Below are 21,079 nucleotides of genomic sequence, written 5' to 3'. Positions count from 1 at the left end.
GCTTTATGTCAGATAAACAACTCTTCTTCCAATTACTCTATTCACAATGAGGATAATAACCATGATTATTGCAAAATAGACAATTGCAATTGTTGTGCTGTACTCAAACCTTCCATTGTTCAGCTGTGTGACAACCATTCTCATTACCTGGTTTCCATAGTCAGTAAAGTAGTCAATGATCGAATATATGACTGCAACAAGAAGTGTTGGAGATACCATCGGGAAAGTAATCTTCCAGAACTTCTCCCACTCTGTGGCACCTTCAATTACAGCTGCTTCATAAAAACTTTTCGGAATGTTGTGAAGTGCTGCCATCAAAAGAAGTATCTGTACGCCAGATCGCCATGTTAGGTCAAAAAGCTGGCTTATTGTGTTTACAATAAACTGTCCCAGCCACATTGGAACGCCTGAGTTTATTAAAATCATTCTAATGTTTTCAACCCTGAAAAGTGTGGTGTTCGATGCTGCCTGGCTAACATCCCCCATTACATTTTCTTTTAAAATAGTTATCACAACACCCGATGCGATGATGACCGGGAAAAAGAATATTGTTCTTGCAAATGTTCTTCCTTTAAACTCATCTCTTAACACATACGCAACAAACATACTGAAAAACACAACAACAGGTACTTGATAGAGCATACTGCCTATTGAAGATGTAAGTGTTCGTATATAGTTCGGGTCTTTTGTAAAGGCATAAAGGTAATTTTCAAACCCAACAAATGAAAATTCAAGACCACTGTCACCAATCTTTATCTTGGTAAATGTATAGTACACTGCAGTGATAAACGGAATTATGAAAAAGTAGAGAAGTCCTATAAGCCATGGGAGAATAAAAAGCCTTCCATACATCGCCTCTTTTTCTCTCAAAGTTAGTCTTCTTTTTCTAAATACCTTTTTAAAAGCACCTGAAAAGCTCATTTATATTTCACCTCTTGACAACAACTTGGTAAGATTGCGCGGCAACCTCAAGATTTTCTATCTTCTGCGGGTTTGAGGTGTAGTTGAGCAAAATCTCAACCCCGCCATCATATACAACTTTAACAACACCTTTTTTGATAATCTTATGCTCCACTATCTCTTTGTCTTTTATAAGTCTCAAAGTGGGGTAAAGCTCCTTGTAATACTCTTTTAGGTCTCCAATCCACATCCTGTAGTTTGATGAGTAGAGGTTCTCAAGTAAGGTCTCTTTTAGTTCATCTTCGTTTCGAGCAGTCCATGTGAACTTGATAGCCGAACCAGTCTCTAAAGCTTTTAATTTCCACATCCATTCGTTTGTGTAAAAGTTCACTGATGGCATCGAATATGGAACATATCCTCTTATAACCATCTGATAGAAAGGAATCTCTGCATCTTCTATCAGGAATTTGCTTGAATATATCGGCACATCAACAATTTCGCTTGCCTTTTGTAAAAGATACCCGTTTGGATTTGTAAGAAGAATATTTCTGAACCTCTTTGAAAGACTGCCTATTGCCTGTAAAAACACATCTTCTGTCTGATACCTGTTAACAGGTTTTGTACCAAAATCTGAATACAACATGGTGCTCATGCTAGATAAAGATATGTTGTTAAAATAGTTTATGTTACTGCTTGCTAAAAATCTTTGGACTATCTCATTTGTATAGCGCGGCGAAATTAGGTACAAAACCGGGTAAGAGTCATCCTTATAAAATATTGGCGGTGAATATCTCCAAAGCTGGGCAGGCACTTTTTTCATTGATTTTGTAGCAACCTTGTTTCGAAGATACGTAAGTGTACCTGTTCGAAACAGAACAAAGTCAACGTCAAGGTATGTCTTTACATTGGCTCTTTGGAAATACTCAAGCACATTTTCAAGCTGCTTTTTCCCCCCCAGAACCCTTTCGGGCGTAGCTAGAAGAGGAAGATTGTAGTATACACCATTTTTCATCCATCCAACAAACTTTACAACAACATCAGAAACTCCCATGCTTTTTACCTGTTTTACTATCTTCTGAGCATCCTCAAAAGTGGTAAGAGGTATTGTTGCGTTGACAGGAATTCCAAGGATGTATTTTGGTTTTTTCATGCTCCCGTAAAATTCTATGTAAACAGGAACGCTTTTTTCACTTACTTCTTTTTTAAATCCTCTTTCTTTTATCAAATATTCTCTGTACTTTTTAGCCATTGCCACATAGTCAACATTTTTTGAGTCAAGGAAATAGTATCTAATTGAGAACTTATCAACATTTGGTAGTTTTTCTTCAAAAATGTTGAAAGACCTCTCGTCCCACTGTTTTTCTTTTAAAGTCACCATGTCATATTCTCTCATGATAAACTCTGCAAAGATGTTGTTGTAGCTGCTCTTACTACCACTTGTGTTTGCGTTTAAAATGGCCTTTCCATCACCTTTTGTTATCACTGCCAAAAACCCGCTATTTTCTTTTTTCACCCCAAACACAGGAAGCCTTGCAGCCTGAGTCACATATCCTTGAAAGTCAGGAACAATACCAAAGTCGGCTCCATAAATCCTCTGTGTATATGTCTCCTGGCCTTTATTGTTATTGAAATTTATGAGTGCACCACAGCCGTCCGGTACAACCATGTAACCATTTTCTCCTATTGCCGCGGCACCAAAAAACGGCAAAAGCATTATTGATACAAGCTTGTATTTATCTTTTTTAGTTTCTTTTATCTGGTTTACCAGAATGTCCACGTTCAAATAGTCATCCTTGATGGTGCATGCAACTGGTATCACGAAACCTTCTTTCTTGAAAGTATACGTCGCAATAAACCCATCTTTTATCCTTCTTATCTTAAGTCCTTTTTTGAGGACTGAGTTGACATAGGCATTTGCAATCTGAATTGTAGAGGTAACATCGGTAAACCTTATTGAAAGCTGGGATGCCATCTGCATGCGTGTGTTGCCTGCCGCAATTTTGTCTTCTCTCCACTTTTCAGGATTTGAAAACCATACACTGCCACTTCTTTTATCAACAACCTTGAAATATCCATACTTTGGATTGACATATAGCTCTAAAATCCCATTTTTTGCAACAAGCTGATAAGAGTTTGTATCAGCTAATGCCGTATTCCCCTGCAAAAACATCATCTGTTCAAGCAACATTGACATAGCAAGCAAAAACAACACTGCTTTTTTCAGTAATTTGTTAAAGCTCATTTTAAGCTTTCCTCCTTAAGACCTTTACTACATCCTGAGTATGAGCTCGTTGTAAATACTCTGGATAAAGCCAAACAGCTGTGCAAACAGCGTAAATACCAGAATCATGATAAATAGTATCACTACTATACCAATTAGACTTGCAACCATGGTTGCCACAGTTTTGCCAAAGCTAAACTGATGGACAGCCTTGATAGCACAGAGCATACCAATTATAAGCCATATCAAGCCTATGATGTTTATAAACGCCAAGAACATTCCTTCTTCCATTATCAGCACATTGCTTAAAATCACATATAAAAGCCTGCAGATGATGTATGGAAGTAAAGCATATGCAGAGAAGATCCAAATCTCTTGGAATGTCCCTTCACCTTCTGTGAGAGTTGATACAGACCAGTTTGAAAGTACCCATAAGAAAAACATCACAACTGTCGCTGAGAAAATTGATATAACGTTAATCCTATCCTGTCTGTACGGGTTGAATATAAAACCTGTGTACTGCCTGTGCAGAATTGAAACTACAAAAAAGAGTAAAACTATAATTGTAGCAATAAGCACTGAACCTTTTTTCTCATCTTTAAGTTCTTCATATCCCTTAAAAGGATGAAGCATAACATACAGAGGGTACTTTTCTTTACTTATCTTCCTTGTATACTCCTCATCAACGCCCTTTTGCTTCTTGAGCCTTCTTTGAAGTATGTATATTACAATTATGGCAAGTACAAGCGCTGTTGCAATCACTCCAAAATTTCTCTTGAGAAAGTCGTTTCTTAGAACTTCTTTTGCCTCAGAATACCCTTCCTTGTCGTTTGCAAGCCTGAAATGATAAAGCGCCTCACTGTATTTGTTCATCCTCAAAAGTGCCTTACCAAGCCCAACATGTGCAAGTGCAAAGTTTACGTCCATCTTGTTTACCTGTTCCCACAGCTTTCTTGCATCATCGTACTTCCCATCGTTGTAAAGAACTGTTGCCCTGTGAACAAGCTCGCCAAACTTCGTCTCTTTAAACACAGTTATTGTTGCCTTTTGCTGGTCCAAAACAAGTATGGTGTTTCCAATGCTCTCAACAGCGGCAGGTTCTCTAAACGTTCCTGCCTGGTCAGCTTTGCCGCCCATTATGAAAAGAAGATTTGCGTTCTGGTCGTACTGGAACACTCTTCCCCTTTCATAGTCAAGAGCGTTTATGAACCCATCCTTTGTCACGTTTATGTCCACAAAATAGGAATCTTCAAGTCTTTTACCGTAATACTTTGGAAGGTCACCAAAATCACGCGTCTGGTCTTTTTTCTTGTACCACAGTATGTTCTTGCCGAGGAAATTGAGTTTTTTTAGCTCACCCACACTGACTGATGCGTAGTTTGAACATGTGTAAATAAACCCATCATCTCCTATGTCAATACTAGTAACCTCAGTAGGAAGGTACCTCACCATAGATGCGCTTTGCTGTTTTGAGAGTATCTTTTTCCATATTCTGTCTATAAGAAGCTGCAGTGTTAAAACAACCTTGTTGCTACCAAAAAATCCAAGAAAGTTGTTCTGGCTGTCGAACATGAACGCACCTTCATAGCTTCCAAGCGAAAGAACATACACAACCCCTGCATTGTCAACTGCCACTTTGAGCGGAACAAAATCCTTGTTTGCTGCAACAAGGTCAGACTTTGGTTTTGTTATCTTTCTTAGAAGCTGCCCATTTTGGTTTATAACATACACGCATTTTGCGCCTTTGTCAGCAATATATATAACACCGTTTTTGTCCACACAAATACCGCTCGGGTCAGAAAACTTGAACACTTTACCGTTTTGCGTGAACGTGTTTATTTCACTTATAAACTTAAAATCTTTATTCAGCTTCACTATCCTGTTGTTCCCGGCATCCAATATGTAAATGTTGTCATTGCTATCTACAAACATATCACGCGGAGACGAAAAGTTTCCAACCCCAAGGTCTTTTCCGCTGAGCACCTCGTAAGGGTAATACCCTGCTGCGCTTGGTATGTCCCAATTATATATGTCATAGTTGTATTGATAGTACGGCACCTCTATCATATTCGCAAAACTATACCCGGGAATAGCTACCATAAGCAGGGTCATTAGTGCAAATCCTATTATTCTTTTTACTTTTTTTATTCTCACCTGCTACCACCTTTTCTTTCCATGTTTTGTTGAAATTTGTGCTATTTTCTTTATTTTTCAACCTTTAATTCCTGCTGAAACCATTGTTTCCATCACACTGCTCTGAGAGATTATGAAAAGTATTATCGGTGGAATCATGAGGAAAAGAGCAACAGCCGCCCCAACACCTGCACGTGCAATACCACCAGCAGCAATCTGCTGTAAAAGTGTTGGCAAGACCTTTAAATTTTCACTGAATATAAAAGAACCGCCTGTTTGATTCCATAACTGCTGGAAAGAAAGTATTGTAAGTGTTAGCCAAGCAGGTTTTACGTTTGGCATGACAACTTTCCACCAGATCATAAGCTCGTTTGCACCATCAATCTTTCCAGCTTCCAAAAGAGAGTCTGGAATCTGTGTCATGAACTGTTTCATAAGATAAAGCCCCAGCGTCATCTGCCATGCTGGCAGAATCAGTGCCCAGTATGTGTCTATAAGCATTCCTGTAATGAACGAAAATGAGCGAAAATGACGAGAAATGAGATTTGAAAAGAAAAGGTACCTCCTGATAAAATATAGAATGTAAGTTGTACAACTTACGACAAAACACAACAAAGGAGGTACCCTCTTTGAAGTATACACAAAATGAGAAGATATTACAAGTGACAGAGAAAACTTTAGTTGTAGGAGTAGACATAGCAAAGGAGATACATGTTGGCAGAGCATTTGATTTTAGAGGAGTGGAGCTTGGCAAGAGAATAGAGTTTGAGAATAGAAAAGAAGGTATGGGAAAATTTTTGGATTGGGCAAATAAGATAATGAAAGCCCATGGCAAAGAGAACGTGATAGTAGGGATAGAGCCTACAGGGCATTACTGGCTGTGCTTTGAGCAGTACTTAAGAGAGAATGGCATAAAAGTGGTTTTAGTGAATCCTTTTCACGTAAAAAGGAGCAAAGAACTCGATGATAATACACCAACAAAGAGCGATATAAAGGATCCGAAAACAATAGCGATGCTTGTGAAGGATGGAAGATATACAGAGCCAAATATACCCGCGGGTATATATGCTGAGATGAGAGTAGCGATGAACATATATGAAAGGCTACAAAAGCGCTTGAGTGTTTTAAAAAATCAAATAATCAACTGGCTGGATATCTATTTTCCAGAGTTTTTAGAAGTATTTTCTGATTGGGAAGGCAAGGTAGCGCTACTGACTTTAAAAGAGATGCCATTGCCTTGTGATGTAGTAGAAAAGGGAGTGGAAGGGATTATAGAATGTTGGCGTGACAAAGTAGACAAGCGAGCGATAAGTCGCAAAAGGGCTATGGAATTAGTGGAAGCTGCTAAAAGGAGTATAGGTAAGAAAGAAGGTAGGAAGCTGGCAAGGCAAGAGATGAGATATTTGCTTGAAGAATATGAGCTTTTAAGAAAGCAGCTGGAAGGAATAGAAGATGAAATGGCAAAACTTTTGAAAGATGTTCCGAATGGAGAAAAGCTGCTTGAGATAAAAGGTGTTGGAGTAAAGACAGCAGTTGGTTTTATATCTGAGGTTGGGGATATAATGAGATATGAAGATGCTAAGCAGATACAGAAATTAGCGGGACTGAATATAGTTGAGAATAGTTCTGGCAAGCATAAGGGACAGACGTGTATAAGCAAAAGAGGGCGTGGGAGGCTTCGAAGTAGTTTATTTAAGGCTATGATTACAATAGTAGCAAAGAATGAAGAATTTAAGAAGTTGCATATGTATTACACTATGCGGCAGAACAATCCATTGAAGAAGAAGCAATCACTGATAGCGCTTTGCTGTAAGTTGATAAGGATATTTTACGCGATTTTAAAAAAAGGGATAAAATATGATGGGAACAAGATGTTGAGCGATATAAAGAGAGAGGCTTTAGCAACAACAGCGTAAAAGAAATAAAAAATAAGTTAAGAAATTTTAGTTTAAAGTAGGAGCGAAAGATTAGCAGAATACACATCTTGAGGGGGTAAAAGTTTCTTAGCTTTGCGAGAAGAGTTAAGACATGTCGAGTAGCAAAGCGCCCCTTTTATTAGGGATTCAAATCATAGAAAGTATGTTAAGGTTAAGAATAGAAGGGAAGAAGAATTAGATTAAATTAAATGAATTTTTATAGGACGATTGGAAAATGAGAGCGGGTTAGTCGGAGTACAATCACCATAAGGGCGAAGACCCTGCATACGAGCATAACCGACATCCACGCCATGGTAGATGGGACGAGGGAATTGAGGGCAAGGTAAGAAAGACCCTGAGAGACATGAGAGGGTAAACACCATGGTTATTGTGGACGGATACCCGCCGCAATATGGTATAATATCTAAATTAATACAAAAAGCAGGTTGAATCTAATCTTCATGTGGTAGAATAAAGCAATAATAGAAATAACAAGCACTAAATAAATTTTTATAACTACGAAATTTGAAGAAAACGAAAGATATTTTGAGAAAATCAAAGGTATATTGAGAGAGGTGAAGTCTTGACATTACAATGTAAAGTGGAATGTATGTTACCTGCGGTGTGAAAAGCAGGGCAAGCACAATTATCTCATTTATTGCTTTTTTGGCAGCAAAACTGTGTTTAGCCAAAGGATAAGCTGCCAGCGATGCAATGAGTATATGCCCAACTGTTCCTACAACACAAATGAACAAACTATTGAAAAGATATCTTGAAAACGGCACCCACATGTTTGTTGCAAGCTGAAACATCAAAATAAAGTTGTCAAGTGTTGGTCTTCTGACATAGAGTCTGGGTGGAAATATGAATATCTCGTCAAACGGTTTGAATGCTGATACCAACGTGTACCACAGCGGAAGAGCAGTAAACATCCCAAGGATGAACAGAATTACAAATATCACTGCATTTCCATAAACGCTTCTGTTAATTTTTTTATGAGAAGGTGCATTGAGCTTAGCCATTTTTTATATTTCACCTACACTTTCGCAAAATTATGATTAAAATAACTTTTTATTCTGTGGAATATCTCTTCAGTATAGCTGCAATTACTTTGTTGGTAATAAGCATCGCAATAAAGAGCACAACAGCAATTGCCGATGCATAGCCCATCTCAAACCTGACAGTTCCATAGTCAATAAGGTATGTCACAACAGTGTCAGCACTGTACTGTCTGGTTGGAAGACCTCCAAGGGCTATTACAACTGTGCTAACACCAAACGACGCACCAATCTGCATGACAGCACCAAACATCAGTTGTGGTGCCATTTGTGGAATTGTGATGTAAAACAGCTCTTGAAATCTATTTTTTATACCATCTATCGCACCAGCTTCGAAGAGTTCCTTGTCAAGATTTTGAAACCCAGCAACGAAAGCCAAAAAACCTGCTCCAAGCGAAAGCCAAAGCTGAACAATGATAATCACCCACAGAACATAATTTGGGTCTTGAAGCCAGTTGATTGGCTCTTTCAAAATCCCAAGCCTCATAAGCCAGCCGTTTATAAGACCATACGCATCTCCGCTGAATATAAATGCCCAGATGAAAAATACATTGCCAGCAAGCGAAGGTGAGTAAAATATGAGTGTCAGAATTGCTCTTATCTTAGGATTAAACTCGCTTATAAACCACGCTAAGAAAAAAGACATAAAGTAACTTAAAGGTCCTGTCAAAAAAGCAAATATGAATGTGTTTCTTAAAACCTTTATGAATATCTTGTCTGCTAAAAACAATCTTATGTAGTTTGCCCAGCCAACCCATTTGGGTGGCTGAAGCATGTTGTAGTTTGTAAAACTTAAAAATATTGAGCTTATAACTGGTATTAAAGTAAATATAGTAAAAAGAAGCATATACGGTGCTATCATGAGATAACTTGCTTTATTTTTCTTTATATCTTCAATCAAGCCCATTTCCCAATACCTCGCTTAAAAGTGAATTTTATTTGTTGTACATAGCAAGTTCTTTTCTCTTTCTCTCAAGCTCGTCGTTTATATCCTTTGTGTATCTCCACAAACTCTCTCTCGGGTTCATACCATCATAAATAACTGCTGAGAACGCACTATCCAAGCTTCTTATCACATAATAGCTTCCCGGAATTTCTTCAATCTCTTTTACATATTTCCACTGTTCCATCAAATTTTGCATCTCTTTCTTACTCCAGGGAAGTTTCTGAAAAGCATTTATATTTGCTGTATTGTACCTTGCAGCAGTGCCCATGAGCATCTCAAGTTCTTTTCCAAACTGTGTCTGAACCTCATCAGATGTCCACCATTTCAAAAACTCCCAGCAAGCTTGCTTGTTCTTTGCCCTGCTCAAAATTATCGTGGCTGTACCTGACGCTGCAGTTGACCTGTCAATTGTCCCATCAGGTCTTTTGATGCCTGGAATTGGCACCATCTCCCACTGGTTTCTGATTTCCGGCGCAGCGGTTGCCAAAAGATTGTATGTTGTGTACGGTGCTATTCCAAGCGGCATCTCACCTGTCCTGAACCTGTTGTAAAAGTCGTATATGAGCTCAAGCCCATATTTTGTGTAAAAATCTGTCCACTGTTTAAATGCTGCAACAGCTTGACTGCTATCAAGCATTGATCTTGTCTTTTCTTTGTTGTAAAAACTTCCTCCCAGCTGAAGCAAAAGCGTAGGGAACAAATTTCTTGTTCCAAGCCCTGCATCAATCGCTTCCTGGGCATCAATTCTCTGATATGGAAGGCCAACCTCTAAGTTGTATCTTTGAAGCTTTGCAATGACTGCGTACATCTCATCCCATGTCTGTGGCGGTTTTATGTTAAGCTCATCAAATATATCCTTCCTGTAAAACATCATGTAAAAGTCTTGGGTCACAGGAAGCGCAAAGCAGCCTCCATTGTACTCGTAAGGCTTTAGCGCTGTCAGGTTAAACCTCTTTTTAACCTCATCAAAGTCCTTAAACTTTGAAAGGTCAACCAAAGCTCCTCTTGCCGCCAAGTTCACAGGCTGGCCTCTTGACACTGTCAGCACAATATCAGGACCTTTACCAGCTAAAATAGCTTCTATTACACCAGTTTGAACCAAACTCACATTTACTTTTATGTTTGTTCTTGGCGTAAATGAGTCGTTTATCAAGTCTCGAATAATCTGTGCCTGGTCGCGGCCACCGCCTACCCATACCTTTATTACCTTTTGACCCTGATAAGTCTCACCCACGTTTGTGTAGTCCTCAACAAACGAATACAAAAACGCTTTTATCTCCTTTACAATCTTTTGAAAGAAATTAGCTGTTGGCGACGGGATCTTGGCATCCGGTGATGCTACAAGTATATAGTCAATCTCAAGCGGCTGTTCTTTCCTGTACACAAGCCAGGATGAAAGACCACTCAAACTATCTCTAAGATTTTTTATTCTTGCCGGAATTGTTTCTGGCTCCTGCGCCATGCTTTTCAGCTGCTCTGCAACTCTTTTCAAAAGCTCTGCTTCTCCACCTTTTTGACCTGTGTACTTTTCAAAGTCCTGAGCCTGTTTTAAAAGCCCTTTTCTGATTGAATTTAAACTGTCAATCAAATCAGGTATCTGCTCATCCAAGTTATAGTCTCTGTAAAGGTCAGGGTCTCTGCCTGTTATCATTATTATCTTTCTATACAAGTTGTTAAGCTGCACTGTCAGCTCCTCAACTTCTGTAAGTATGGGTGAAAGCTCACCAAGTGTTGCCTCAAGCTTTAGTTCATGCTCACCTTTTGTGAGATACACAAGATAAGGCTTATCTTTGCTGCCTACTACTTTCATATACCATCTTATACTGTACGGAAACTCTATATCCTGGGCTTCTTTGAAAGGAATCTTGCCGTCGATGTACAAAATCCTGTGCGTGGACATTCCCCTCTGGAAATTCTGTCTTGCCTTTATCACAATCTTGTAAAGACCGTCTTGTGGTACCTCAAACTTCCAGCTTGCCCACATGCCAGGATATTTCCAGTTCCACTGACCCAGCGTGTTTAGTCTTATTTTTGACACATGGAACGGCTCTGTTGCAGGGTCGGTTCTATCATACATCGGATACAAAATTGGGTCTGATTTGAGATATGTCTTTTCTGCCTGGAATTTGACAAGAATATCTTTTGCTTTTGGCAAGCTTGAGTAGTTCTTTGAAACCTCTGAATAGTTTGGAACTTCGTCTTTGTTATAAATCTTTATGTACTTTATTGCAAATGGTTCTCTTATATTCACAAGTCTTATAGTGTGCTCACCTTTTTCAAAGTAAAAGTAATACGCTCTATTATAAAACCCCTCTGTATCCTTAAAATCTTCTTCCTGCCAGATTGGATACTCATCTGTCTTGGGGCGCAGGTCATTGTCTTTTTTATCTTTCCTGATACCTGTTGTGTCCTTCCAAACTCTTGGGAATGTAATCTTCTGCGCCTGGTCAAACGGAAACTCGCCGTCAATCAGAACAGAAAGCTCAATGCCAAGACCCTTGCCCGGAAGCGGTAAATATAACATTGCCATGTTATAAAGACCGCTTTCCGGAATATCTACCTTCCACTCAACATATCCGCCTTCCTTCTCCCAAGCAAGAACATCCTTTTGACCTGCCAGTTCTATTTTCTTTTTTACCGTTGTTTCTCCATAGCTACTAAAGCTAATTGCCGGAATAATAATAGTGCGCTTTGGCTTTGGTACATCCTTATACTTATTGAGATACTGCTGAAGAGACAAAACCTTTCCCTGCTGTGAAAAAGCCACAGCCCACAAAAATAGAATTTGAATAACAAATACAACCAACAACCTTGCAAACATTTGTTTTTTTGTTAAAAATTTACCATTAAGACTAACCACTTTGTACACCTCTTTTCTGCTGCCTTTTTGGATACAATTGACGTTGACCTTAGCACGAGCCTCTTATTATAATTTGAGTTGATAATCTCACTGTCTCAAAAATGGGGGTATTATTTTCTATTCTTCTTACAATGGCTTGCGCAAGCCTTCTTCCAACTGCTTCTTTATCTATGTTAACTGTTGTCAGCGGGGGGTCTACCAGCACAGACCTCTTTAAATTGTCAAAACCTACAATAGCTATATCTTGGGGTATTTTGTATCCCTTTTCTTTTAAGTACCTCATAGCAAAAATGGCAATGTCATCATTTGCACATACAAAAGCACGGGGGTACTTTTTCATTTTCTCCAAGCCCATATCAATCTCTTCCTGAACATAGTACCTGAAAGGCACATGTTCTGTTATACAATATTCCTTTTGTACATCCAAACCACTGTCTTTTAGAGCCTTTTCAAAGCCAAGCCATCTTTCATAAATAGATTTGCAGTAGTTGGTATCTCCGATAAATCCAATTGGAGTGAGTCCCTTTTCAATTAAAATCTTTGTGAGCTTGTAAACACTTGCCTCACACTCTGTAAAGATGACATCACCCTGCAAATCTTCAAGATCAGCATTCAAAGGTGCGTCATAATAGACAGTTGGAAGTTTATACTCCTTTATTCTGTTCATATACTCATCTTCAAACACGCTGAGCACAATAAGCCCATCCACCTCATGATTTGCTATGTTCAAAGGTATTACCAAATTTTTTTCATCTTCATCACTTATGTAATTGTAAAATAGGCTATAACCATACTTTCCAAGCTCGTTCGAAATGCCGTTTATAATGTCAATCCAGAATTCAGAAAGAGCAGCCTTTATCAAAATAGCTACTTTTTTGTTTTCTCTTGCCGACCTTACTTTTTCAATTAACTCTGGCTTTATCTTGGGATACCCCAGCTCAATTGCCTTTTTGATGACCTTTATAGTCGTCTCTTCTGAAACAGTGCTGCTGCCATTCAAAACCTTAGACACGGTATTTCTCGAAATGTTGAGACTTCTTGCAATATCGGTGATTGTTACTCTCTTCATTCCTATCCCCTACTACAATTATGATTTTAAAAGTTCTAATTTGCTTCATTGCTTATTTAAATTTTACAATAGCAAATTAAAATTGTCAATATTTTTTACATTAATTTTATTAACTTATTGTCGAAACATGCACACATTTAGGTTATTATAGAACAGAGCAGGCTTTTAAATAAAGCCTGCTCTTGGGTTCTATTTATTTTTGCAAAATGTAATTGTACACCCGGTAAATTAAAGCTGCCGCTTCTGCTCTTGAGCATGCATTCTGCGGCCTTATAGTATTATCTCTGTACCCTGAAATCAAACCAATTTGTAATGCTTTTTCAAAGCTTTCTTTTGCCCACTCAGACACCAAATTTGCATCTTGAAATTGTGCAATTTTATTTTCATTAATATTAATTTTACCTTTCAACAATTCTATTGTCCTTATTAAAACAACTATCACCTGTTCACGGGTCATAGCATCGTTTGGTTTTATATTCCCTTTCCCATCACCTTTTATCAATCCTTTGTTATAAGCAATAGCAATACTATTATAATATTTGCTCAGCTTACTTACATCATTAAATCTTACATCACTTATACTACCATTTATACCTAAACAATTTACAAGCCAATCAATCATCTCTGAACGTCGTATCTTTTTGTCTGGTTCAAACATTTCTGTAGTTCTAAATACATTTGAAAGCGATGAAACAAACAAAATCTCGTTTTTCGCCCAGTGTTTAGAGATATCCTTAAATTCAACTGGGGTTTTAGGTTGCGGTATACCTGTGTCTTGTGTATTTGGTTTACTATCGCTAATCAATTTAAAATTATCTATATAAATCGGTCCCTCATAGTTAGAATTCTGTCCAGCTATTTGCAAAATAATTTGCCCACGTTTGTTATTTCTAAGCTCTTGTTTGATGGTAAAATTAACCAAAACCTTCACGTACTCATTTGCTCCAACTTTAACAGTCGTCAAAGTAACTACATCATCATTTTGCTTATTCTTATCTATTCCAAATACTTCCCCTACATCAGCCCAACCACCAGGTTCTCCATTTAAAGCAACTTTAACAGCCAAACTTCCACTTGCCTTTTCAAACAATGCCTTTGGCAAATACATCTCAAATTGTACAACCTTATAGGGTGAAAAATCAAAGACCTCACCTTCTTTTGTTCCAAGCCAAACACCAATATTAGTATCATGCCAACCATTGTTAGGATCAAATTTCACATCTAATTTTAAAGCGCCGTTTTTACCATCTGTAGACACATCTGACGACCAGCCTATACTTTTTGCTGCTTTCAGAGCACCACTCCATGGTTCTTTGAAACCCATCAAATCGTTTTTATTAGAAAAATCAAACACTTTATCATTTTTATTGACCGAAACTGGTTGACTACTGGAAACTGTCGACTTTTGTTCAGTTGCAGTTTTTTGATCAGATGCTTGCTGTGTTTCATTTTGCTGAGTTGATGTACTAATCTTGCCGCCTGAAACAACTAAAATTACATTGTCAATATAAATTGGACCAGTGTAATTTGAATTTTGACCGGCTATTTGTATTACCAGTTGCCCTCTGGTATTGGTTTTTAAGCTCTCTTTTAGTTTGAACGTAACATGAATTTTTGTATATTCCTTGTCCTTAATTTTAAAGCTACTCAAAACAACTTTTGAAGAAGAGGTGGTATCTTTTGTGATATTAAACTCCTCATCAATATCTGCCCAACCACCTGGGTCCCCGTTCAGCGCTGCTTTAATAGCAATTCCACCTGCTGATTTTTCAAAGAGAAGTTTATCAACAATTACATCGAATTCTAACTGCTCGAAATTTTTGAGATCCACTGGACTTCCTTCAGTTGGTCCTAACCATTTACCAACATTAAAATCATGCCATCCATTATTAGGATCAAAAGCAGCATCTAATTTAATAGCTCCATCAAGGCCATTTTCTGAAATGTCATTTGACCATCTCAAATTTTTTGCAGATTTCAGTGCACCACTCCAAGGCTCTTTAAAGCCCATCAGATCATCTTGTTTTGAAAAGTCAAAAACAATGTTGGTGTTATTTTCTTGATTAGACTGTTGAGTAACAGTTGGTGCAACCCATTGCCAGTAAATTATTGTACTGCTACTTGTATTGCTTGTACTGCAAGATGTTTGAGATGCAGGATTATCATATCCTTCACTTGTAGGTGGAACATAGGCTGTTGGATTTTGTCTGATTGAAATATTGTCCAAATATATTGGGCCTTTATAAATAGCATTTTGACAAGCAATTCTTATCACTAATTGTCCATGATTCCGTCCCAAATTATTCCCATTGAAAGCATCTGAACGATGAATAACAGTATATCTTTTCCCGTTTATAGTTACAATAGGATATGATTTGATGTCTTCTATCATATAACCAACTGTTTTAATTTCAAACCAATCCGAATTAAATGCAGAACCAATAGTTATTTTTCCTCCGTCCAGCCACTGGGTAGGATCTGGAATATAGACATCGTATTCCACATATTTATATCCAGTTAGATCAAACTTGGTATCTTGCTGCCCATATATCCACACCTGCACAGCAGCTTCTTCCCATGTCCAATCAGTCCCAATCTTATAATTCGGGAATATCTTCAGTGAACCGCTGTTTCCAGAAATTTTTAAGTCTTCTGTCCTCTGTGGTTGCGGCTGCCCTTCAAGAGCAGATCCCCATCCATTTTGCCAGCCCATTGTGCCTTTTTCTGGATCTTCAAAATCGAATACAACATCTTCTTTCGAAATAACTGTCTGTTCTTGTTCTGGATTTTGAGAAGCACCTTGTTCTGAATTTTGAGATATGCATTTAATCCTTACGTTATCTATAAGTATCAAGCCATCATAGGTAGAATTCTGACCTGCAATTTCTATAACAAGCTGTCCCCTAGGTTTACTTTTTGCCTCATCAGGAATATCAAATGGGAGTTAAAATAAAATTGTGTCCACTGTATAATTAGTATTGAAATAATCATCAAAGGGGGTTATTTAAGAATGAATAAAAACAAAATTATTGAGACTGCTAAAAACATGGCAAAAGAAGCAAGTATTAAATATGTATTGCTCCAAAGATGATCCTAATCGCCCAGCCCTAAAGCAACTCTTAGAAAACTTGCTCGATTGCTTTATGTTGTCGGAAAGATAAGTAGCCTTGCTAAAAACGAAAATGACAAAGGCAATGGTTTTTATTGAAGTAAAACTTGCAACACCTGTGGGCAGTCTTGAAATCTCTGTCCCTCGCACACGCTACTTCCAATTTCCGACCTTCTATCCTCTTCTTCCCGCTACAAAAGAGTTGATAGTTTTCCTACTTACCTGCTTATGTCGCAAGTATGCCAATGGTTATTCTTGAGCGTTCCCTTGTTCAAACTTTGAAAGCTTTGAATCTTCCATATTCCGAAAATGAAATACTAAAAATCAAAGAAGACCTTAAAAATGAGCTTGAGTTTCCCAAACAAAGAGAACTACCAACAAGTGCTTTTGCTCTTATCATCGATGGTTATCATTGTGAAGTTAAGGATAATTCTAAGGTTAAACAAGCTACTTGTTATGTTGTCCTCGGCATCGACTTAGAAGGTAAAAAAGATATTTTTGGTATCTACACTTTCTTCGGCAAAGAAAATAAGGCTGATTGGATGAAAGTTTTTGACAATTTAATTACAAGAGGTCTTAAAGAAGTTTTAATTGTCATAAGCGATGACTTCCCTGGTATTATAGATGCTGTCAAACTTGCTTACCCTCTTGCTGACCTTTAGCTTGCTTTTGTCCACCTCCAACGTAATGTCAGAAAACATATGACAAAAGAGGATGCTTCAGCTTTTAACAAAAGTTTGGACAAAATCAAAATCTCTTCTTCTGATTTCGATGAAGCTGTATTGAAATTTAAAGAACTTTGTGATGAATACTTTGCAAAATATCCTCGAGTTATTAAAGCAATATCAGAAAAAGCAGAGTTTTATCTTGCACATATGAAATACCCTGAGGAATTAAGAAAGCATATCTATACCACAAACGCCGCTTTATGTGTAAATAGCATGATTGAGAAGATTAGAGTAAATTCAGGTGGATACTTTAAGCTGCCTGTGTCTTAGAAATTAATATTTACTTACAGCGAGAGAACTTACGCCGTACAAAATGGAAAAATGGAGTTCCCAGCATTAGAAAATGCATTAACAACATAACCCAACTTTACAACTTACGTTATAAATTGGAAACACAAAATTCTTGACAAGTCTCTATCAAATCTTAAACTTAGCTTCCTATACACCGCCTCACTCACATTTACATCCTCTAATCCAATGGTATTCTTATCAATGCCATACTGCGCACCTATCTCTGCCCAGCCATTGTTCCAGCTGTTTACAGCTATCTTTATTCCTATCTGTCCACTCATACTCTCAAATTTTGCCTTATCAAAATATACATCTAAATATACCTTACAATAGTTACTGAGGTCAACATCGCTGCCTTCCTGCCCAGATAACCACTTGCCTATATCCCTTTTGTCCCAGCCATTGGTTTCATCAAACTTCACCTGTAACGACAATGCATAATTACCTTCTGCCACCTTAATTTTCCCTATCCCACTGCCAGATAACGACCCTTGCCACGCTTCTCCCCAACCTTCCAATGAATCTGGTTGATTGAAGTCATACACTAATGGTTGAACATCTGCAAATACTTTATTACTCAAAACTAAATTGGAAACAATAATACCAAAAAGAAACGTCAAAAGAATCACAATACTGGTGAGTCTCTTCCTCATTGCTTTTAATCCTCCTTTTTTACAATGTTTTGTATTAACTTATGAAATGTGAAATTTATAATAGAAAAGAGTAATAAGTCATTTCACTTATCATTCTATAATATTATTCAAAAAAGTCAACACCTATTTGATAACTTTTTGTACATTAGAATGCACTGTTTTTTAGTATTTTCTAATCTCCTAAAAATATTTTTTGTATGCACAACTTTTTAAAATATTTATTAAGTTTTGATATTTTTATTCTAAATTAATATCAAAGTTTGTTCATATTATCAAAAAAGCTTTTGCTAATAGTTGTTTTTCAATTCAAATATGTAAACTTAAATGCTATTTATATGCACATTATTTTTACAATTTACCGTGCATAATAGCAGTTCTTCTTCACAAATCAAAAGAAGTCCTTAGCTTCTATACTTTTAACTCCATCTCTTAAATTAACCTGTCGAATTTTCTTGCCTAGAAAGTCGAATTTTGTCGATTTTTTGAATCAAGAATTTCCTCTACGATTTACAGTTTAAAATTCACTTCAAATACAATTAAAAGAATAAAATATTTCGATAAGTTATCTTGGATATCACAAAAACTCAGCGAAAAAAAGCATTATACAAATTCGTTCACTTAAACCCTGCAGAAGCGATTGTTTGCTTGTACGCAATATATTGTAAAAAGTCTTAAAAAATTCTTGACATAAAATTGCAACTATGGTACAATAGCAGTGTAAAAAAAATGTCGAAATTTGTTGAAAGGAGGAAGATTTGAAATGAAATCAACAGGTGTTGTAAGAAAGGTTGACGAGCTTGGCAGAATAGTTCTTCCTATCGAGCTCAGAAGGACACTTGACATTGCTGAAAAGGACGCTCTTGAAATCTTCGTTGATGGCGACAAAATAATCCTCAGAAAGTACGAGCCAGCTTGCATCTTCTGTGGCAATGCAAAGGATGTTATCTACTATAAAGGTAAAAACATCTGCAAAGATTGCATGGAAGAACTTAAAAAGAGCTAATTGTGTAAGGGTAATTAAACAAAAAACTTAAAATAATAGAGGGCAGGAAAATCTTTCTGTCCTCTATTATTTTTCACTTAAATTCATTGTTCTCAATCACAATTTTGTATACCTTGTTTTTAGGCAAATTCAGCTCATCTGCAACCATCTTTGCTGCCTCTTTCTTAGAAAATCCCCGCAAAAGCTTTTCCTTGAGCCTTTTTCTTATAAGCTCAACGTCATCTTGCATTTTTTCTTCAACATCTTCATAGCCTTTTACAACAAGCACATATTCTCCTTTGGGTGAATTTTGTTTAAAGAATTCAACCGCATTGCCCAAAGTTGTTAGCATGACACTCTCATGCATTTTTGTTATCTCTTTGACAATACTTATCTCTCTTTCTTCTCCAAAAATTTCAGCCATCTGGCAAAGCGTATCTAAAAGCTTGTGAGGAGCTTCATAAAATATGAGGGTCCGTTTTTCATACTTTAAACTTTCAAGCTTTTCCCTTTTGGCTCTTTTATTTTTCGGCAAAAAACCTTCAAACACAAAACTGTAAGTATTCTGTCCAGATAACACCAGCGCACATACAAAAGCAGAAGGTCCTGGTACCACTGTAACCTCTATACCTTCATCTATACACCTTCGAACAAGCTCATACCCAGGGTCTGAAATAAGAGGCATTCCCGCATCAGACACAAGCGCAATCTTCTTGCCGCTTTTGAGCTCATATATAATTTTCTCTTCTTTTTCTTTTGGGCTGAACTCATGAAAAGAAACAAGTTTCTTTTTTATCCCAAAATGGTTCAAAAGCTTTATGGTGACCCGTGTATCCTCACATGCAATAAAGTCTACCGAATTTAAAGTGTCTATAGCACGTTTCGACATGTCATCTAAATTTCCAATTGGCGTTCCAACTATAAATAACTTCCCGCTCATATAATTTCACCCTCGCTGCCATTTTGCCTCTCAAGGTAATATTCCATCTCATCTATAAACAGTGGCTTGTCAACTTTCAGTAAACACTGTTTTCCTTTTTTTGCCTCTATCAGCACAAGTGAAGACTCTTTTTCCTTGTTCTGGTGAACAAATCGTATTAGACTTGGTTCTAACTTGTAAAGTCTCAGATAATATAGTGCATCTGTGAGCCTGTCACTTCTGTAGACCATGTAAAAACGCCCGCCAAATTTCAAGATCTGCATTGCGCTTCTCACAACATCTTCAATGGTGCACATAATCTCATGTCTTGCGATGGCTTTTCTGATGTTTGGATTTATTGTTCCGCTGCTTACCTTTCTGTAAGGTGGATTTGTAAAAACTACATTTGCAAATTCAGAGCCAAAAATCTTAAGTGCGTCTTTTAAATCAGCATTTATCACTTCAATCCTGTCCTGAAGATTGTTTATATTCCTATTCAAAATAGCAAGGTCACAAACTTCTTTCTGTATCTCTAAAGCATAGAGTTTTTTGAACTTTTTACCTTTTGCCCACAGCAAAATGGGGATTATTAGATTCCCTGTACCAAACTCAACCACAATGTCATTTTTCTTAAGCTGTATAAAATCGCTCAAAACAACAGCATCTGTCCCATACAGGAAAAAATCTGTATCTTGATATATTGAGTAGTTGCCTATCTTTAAATTTTCCTTCCTGAGCATACTTCTACCTCTTTGCCTGCAAAATTGATAATATAACAAAGTTATTATTTAACTGAAAAAATTCTATTTTATTGGTGTTGTTTTTTTCAACAAAAGCATTATAATATATTATAGTGCCCTTGAAAATATCTGACAATCTCAAAAAGAGGAGATTTGTTATGAAGGTTTGTATTGTAGATGACGCCCAGTTTATTAGGATCATGCTAAAAGACATCTTCACATCACTTGGGCACCAGGTTGTTGCCGAATTTCCTTCAGCATCGCCACTCATAGAAGAGATAGAAGACTTAAAGCCGGATATTATAACTCTTGATATAACTATGCCTGATATTGACGGTCTTACTGCGACGCGTATAATTAAAAATATACTGCCAGAAACACATGTTATCATAATCTCCGCAATCTCTCAGCCAGACATTGAAAAAGAAGTAAAAAAATGTGGTGCTTTTGAGTTTATAAGAAAGCCATTTTCAAAACTTGCCATTGAGCATGTTATAAAACAAATTGAAAAAGAGCAAAATAGCAAAAATGGGGCTGTGCGTTAGCCCCATTTT

The 21,079-nt window shown here is 37.2% G+C and carries 15 protein-coding genes and 1 pseudogene; 4 read left to right on the top strand and 12 right to left on the bottom strand.

All coding sequences use genetic code 11. The features are described 5' to 3' along the window. Positions 1-3 precede the first annotated feature (3 nt). From COB47_RS00870 to COB47_RS12420, 4 genes are read right to left on the bottom strand one after another with little or no spacing between them, the layout of a single operon-like run. Positions 4-921 carry a carbohydrate ABC transporter permease gene (locus COB47_RS00870; RefSeq protein ID WP_013289543.1) on the bottom strand — a complete coding sequence of 306 codons (918 nt, stop codon included), beginning with the start codon at positions 919-921 and terminating at the stop codon, positions 4-6. A gap of 7 nt (positions 922-928) precedes the next feature. Continuing rightward, the gene (locus tag COB47_RS00865) at positions 929-3,142 is read right to left on the bottom strand and encodes a DUF5696 domain-containing protein (RefSeq protein ID WP_013289542.1); all 2,214 of its coding nucleotides are present in this window, start codon (positions 3,140-3,142) and stop codon (positions 929-931) included. 27 nt (positions 3,143-3,169) lie between these two features. Further along, positions 3,170-5,275 carry a YIP1 family protein gene (locus tag COB47_RS00860; RefSeq protein WP_013289541.1) on the bottom strand — a complete coding sequence of 702 codons (2,106 nt, stop codon included), beginning with the start codon at positions 5,273-5,275 and terminating at the stop codon, positions 3,170-3,172. Between the two features lie 57 nt (positions 5,276-5,332). After that, positions 5,333-5,980 carry an ABC transporter permease subunit gene (locus tag COB47_RS12420; RefSeq protein WP_237698945.1) on the bottom strand — a complete coding sequence of 216 codons (648 nt, stop codon included), beginning with the start codon at positions 5,978-5,980 and terminating at the stop codon, positions 5,333-5,335. Here COB47_RS12420 and COB47_RS00850 point away from each other — a divergent pair. Then, positions 5,884-7,170: an IS110 family RNA-guided transposase gene (locus COB47_RS00850; RefSeq protein WP_013289540.1), complete on the top strand. Its 1,287-nt coding sequence runs from the start codon at positions 5,884-5,886 to the stop codon at positions 7,168-7,170. The genes COB47_RS12420 and COB47_RS00850 overlap by 97 nt on opposite strands. A gap of 452 nt (positions 7,171-7,622) precedes the next feature. On the opposite strand, the gene COB47_RS00845 is transcribed toward COB47_RS00850, so the two are convergent. The 5 genes from COB47_RS00845 to COB47_RS00825 form a co-directional block, all read right to left on the bottom strand. Further along, positions 7,623-8,192, bottom strand: a complete 570-nt coding sequence (locus COB47_RS00845; protein WP_013289539.1) for an ABC transporter permease family protein — start codon at positions 8,190-8,192, stop codon at positions 7,623-7,625. A 49-nt stretch (positions 8,193-8,241) separates the two neighbouring features. Next, positions 8,242-9,135: a carbohydrate ABC transporter permease gene (locus COB47_RS00840; RefSeq protein ID WP_013289538.1), complete on the bottom strand. Its 894-nt coding sequence runs from the start codon at positions 9,133-9,135 to the stop codon at positions 8,242-8,244. Positions 9,136-9,163: 28 nt separating this feature from the next. Next, positions 9,164-12,034, bottom strand: coding sequence for an extracellular solute-binding protein (locus COB47_RS00835; protein WP_013289537.1), 2,871 nt, complete (start codon positions 12,032-12,034; stop codon positions 9,164-9,166). Positions 12,035-12,083: 49 nt separating this feature from the next. After that, entirely contained in the window at positions 12,084-13,103 is a 1,020-nt protein-coding gene (locus COB47_RS00830) for a LacI family DNA-binding transcriptional regulator (protein ID WP_013289536.1), read from the bottom strand. A gap of 193 nt (positions 13,104-13,296) precedes the next feature. Further along, the gene (locus COB47_RS00825) at positions 13,297-15,957 is read right to left on the bottom strand and encodes an S-layer homology domain-containing protein (protein WP_013289535.1); all 2,661 of its coding nucleotides are present in this window, start codon (positions 15,955-15,957) and stop codon (positions 13,297-13,299) included. Positions 15,958-16,113: 156 nt separating this feature from the next. Between COB47_RS00825 and COB47_RS00820 the strand changes: the two are divergent. Next, a pseudogene (locus tag COB47_RS00820) lies at positions 16,114-17,347 on the top strand (IS256 family transposase). Here COB47_RS00820 and COB47_RS00815 read toward each other — a convergent pair. Further along, the gene (locus COB47_RS00815) at positions 17,315-17,884 is read right to left on the bottom strand and encodes a hypothetical protein (RefSeq protein WP_041742324.1); all 570 of its coding nucleotides are present in this window, start codon (positions 17,882-17,884) and stop codon (positions 17,315-17,317) included. The pseudogene COB47_RS00820 and the gene COB47_RS00815 sit on opposite strands and share 33 nt — an antisense overlap. Before the next feature lie 760 nt (positions 17,885-18,644). Between COB47_RS00815 and COB47_RS00810 the strand changes: the two genes are divergently transcribed. Continuing rightward, on the top strand, positions 18,645-18,887 hold the full coding sequence (locus tag COB47_RS00810; protein WP_011917919.1) for an AbrB/MazE/SpoVT family DNA-binding domain-containing protein: 243 nt from the start codon (positions 18,645-18,647) through the stop codon (positions 18,885-18,887). A 73-nt stretch (positions 18,888-18,960) separates the two neighbouring features. On the opposite strand, the gene rsmI is transcribed toward COB47_RS00810, so the two are convergent. Both rsmI and COB47_RS00800 read right to left on the bottom strand, forming a co-directional pair. Continuing rightward, on the bottom strand, positions 18,961-19,806 hold the full coding sequence (gene rsmI, locus COB47_RS00805; RefSeq protein WP_013289534.1) for a 16S rRNA (cytidine(1402)-2'-O)-methyltransferase: 846 nt from the start codon (positions 19,804-19,806) through the stop codon (positions 18,961-18,963). Beyond that, the gene (locus tag COB47_RS00800; protein ID WP_013289533.1) at positions 19,803-20,525 is read right to left on the bottom strand and encodes a tRNA1(Val) (adenine(37)-N6)-methyltransferase; all 723 of its coding nucleotides are present in this window, start codon (positions 20,523-20,525) and stop codon (positions 19,803-19,805) included. Before COB47_RS00800 ends, rsmI begins: the two co-directional genes overlap by 4 nt. A gap of 158 nt (positions 20,526-20,683) precedes the next feature. Between COB47_RS00800 and COB47_RS00795 the strand changes: the two genes are divergently transcribed. Beyond that, positions 20,684-21,070 (top strand): response regulator, encoded by a 387-nt coding sequence (locus COB47_RS00795; RefSeq protein WP_013289532.1) that lies wholly within the window; start codon positions 20,684-20,686, stop codon positions 21,068-21,070. The last annotated feature ends 9 nt before the right edge of the window (positions 21,071-21,079 follow it).

Source organism: Caldicellulosiruptor obsidiansis OB47, assembly GCF_000145215.1.
Lineage (GTDB): Bacteria > Bacillota > Thermoanaerobacteria > Caldicellulosiruptorales > Caldicellulosiruptoraceae > Caldicellulosiruptor > Caldicellulosiruptor obsidiansis.
Note: the sequence above shows the minus strand (reverse complement) of the source record. Positions and strands in the feature narration are given on the sequence as shown.

Coding starts and splice junctions, on each gene's coding strand:
- COB47_RS00810 (WP_011917919.1), top strand. CDS start 18,645: ATGAAATCAACAGGTGTTGTAAGAAAGGTTGACGAGCTTGGCAGAATA.
- COB47_RS00815 (WP_041742324.1), bottom strand. CDS start 17,884: ATGAGGAAGAGACTCACCAGTATTGTGATTCTTTTGACGTTTCTTTTT.
- COB47_RS00865 (WP_013289542.1), bottom strand. CDS start 3,142: ATGAGCTTTAACAAATTACTGAAAAAAGCAGTGTTGTTTTTGCTTGCT.
- rsmI (WP_013289534.1), bottom strand. CDS start 19,806: ATGAGCGGGAAGTTATTTATAGTTGGAACGCCAATTGGAAATTTAGAT.
- COB47_RS00840 (WP_013289538.1), bottom strand. CDS start 9,135: ATGGGCTTGATTGAAGATATAAAGAAAAATAAAGCAAGTTATCTCATG.
- COB47_RS00830 (WP_013289536.1), bottom strand. CDS start 13,103: ATGAAGAGAGTAACAATCACCGATATTGCAAGAAGTCTCAACATTTCG.
- COB47_RS00800 (WP_013289533.1), bottom strand. CDS start 20,525: ATGCTCAGGAAGGAAAATTTAAAGATAGGCAACTACTCAATATATCAA.
- COB47_RS00845 (WP_013289539.1), bottom strand. CDS start 8,192: ATGGCTAAGCTCAATGCACCTTCTCATAAAAAAATTAACAGAAGCGTT.
- COB47_RS00795 (WP_013289532.1), top strand. CDS start 20,684: ATGAAGGTTTGTATTGTAGATGACGCCCAGTTTATTAGGATCATGCTA.
- COB47_RS12420 (WP_237698945.1), bottom strand. CDS start 5,980: ATGCTCTGCCAACATGTATCTCCTTTGCTATGTCTACTCCTACAACTA.
- COB47_RS00870 (WP_013289543.1), bottom strand. CDS start 921: ATGAGCTTTTCAGGTGCTTTTAAAAAGGTATTTAGAAAAAGAAGACTA.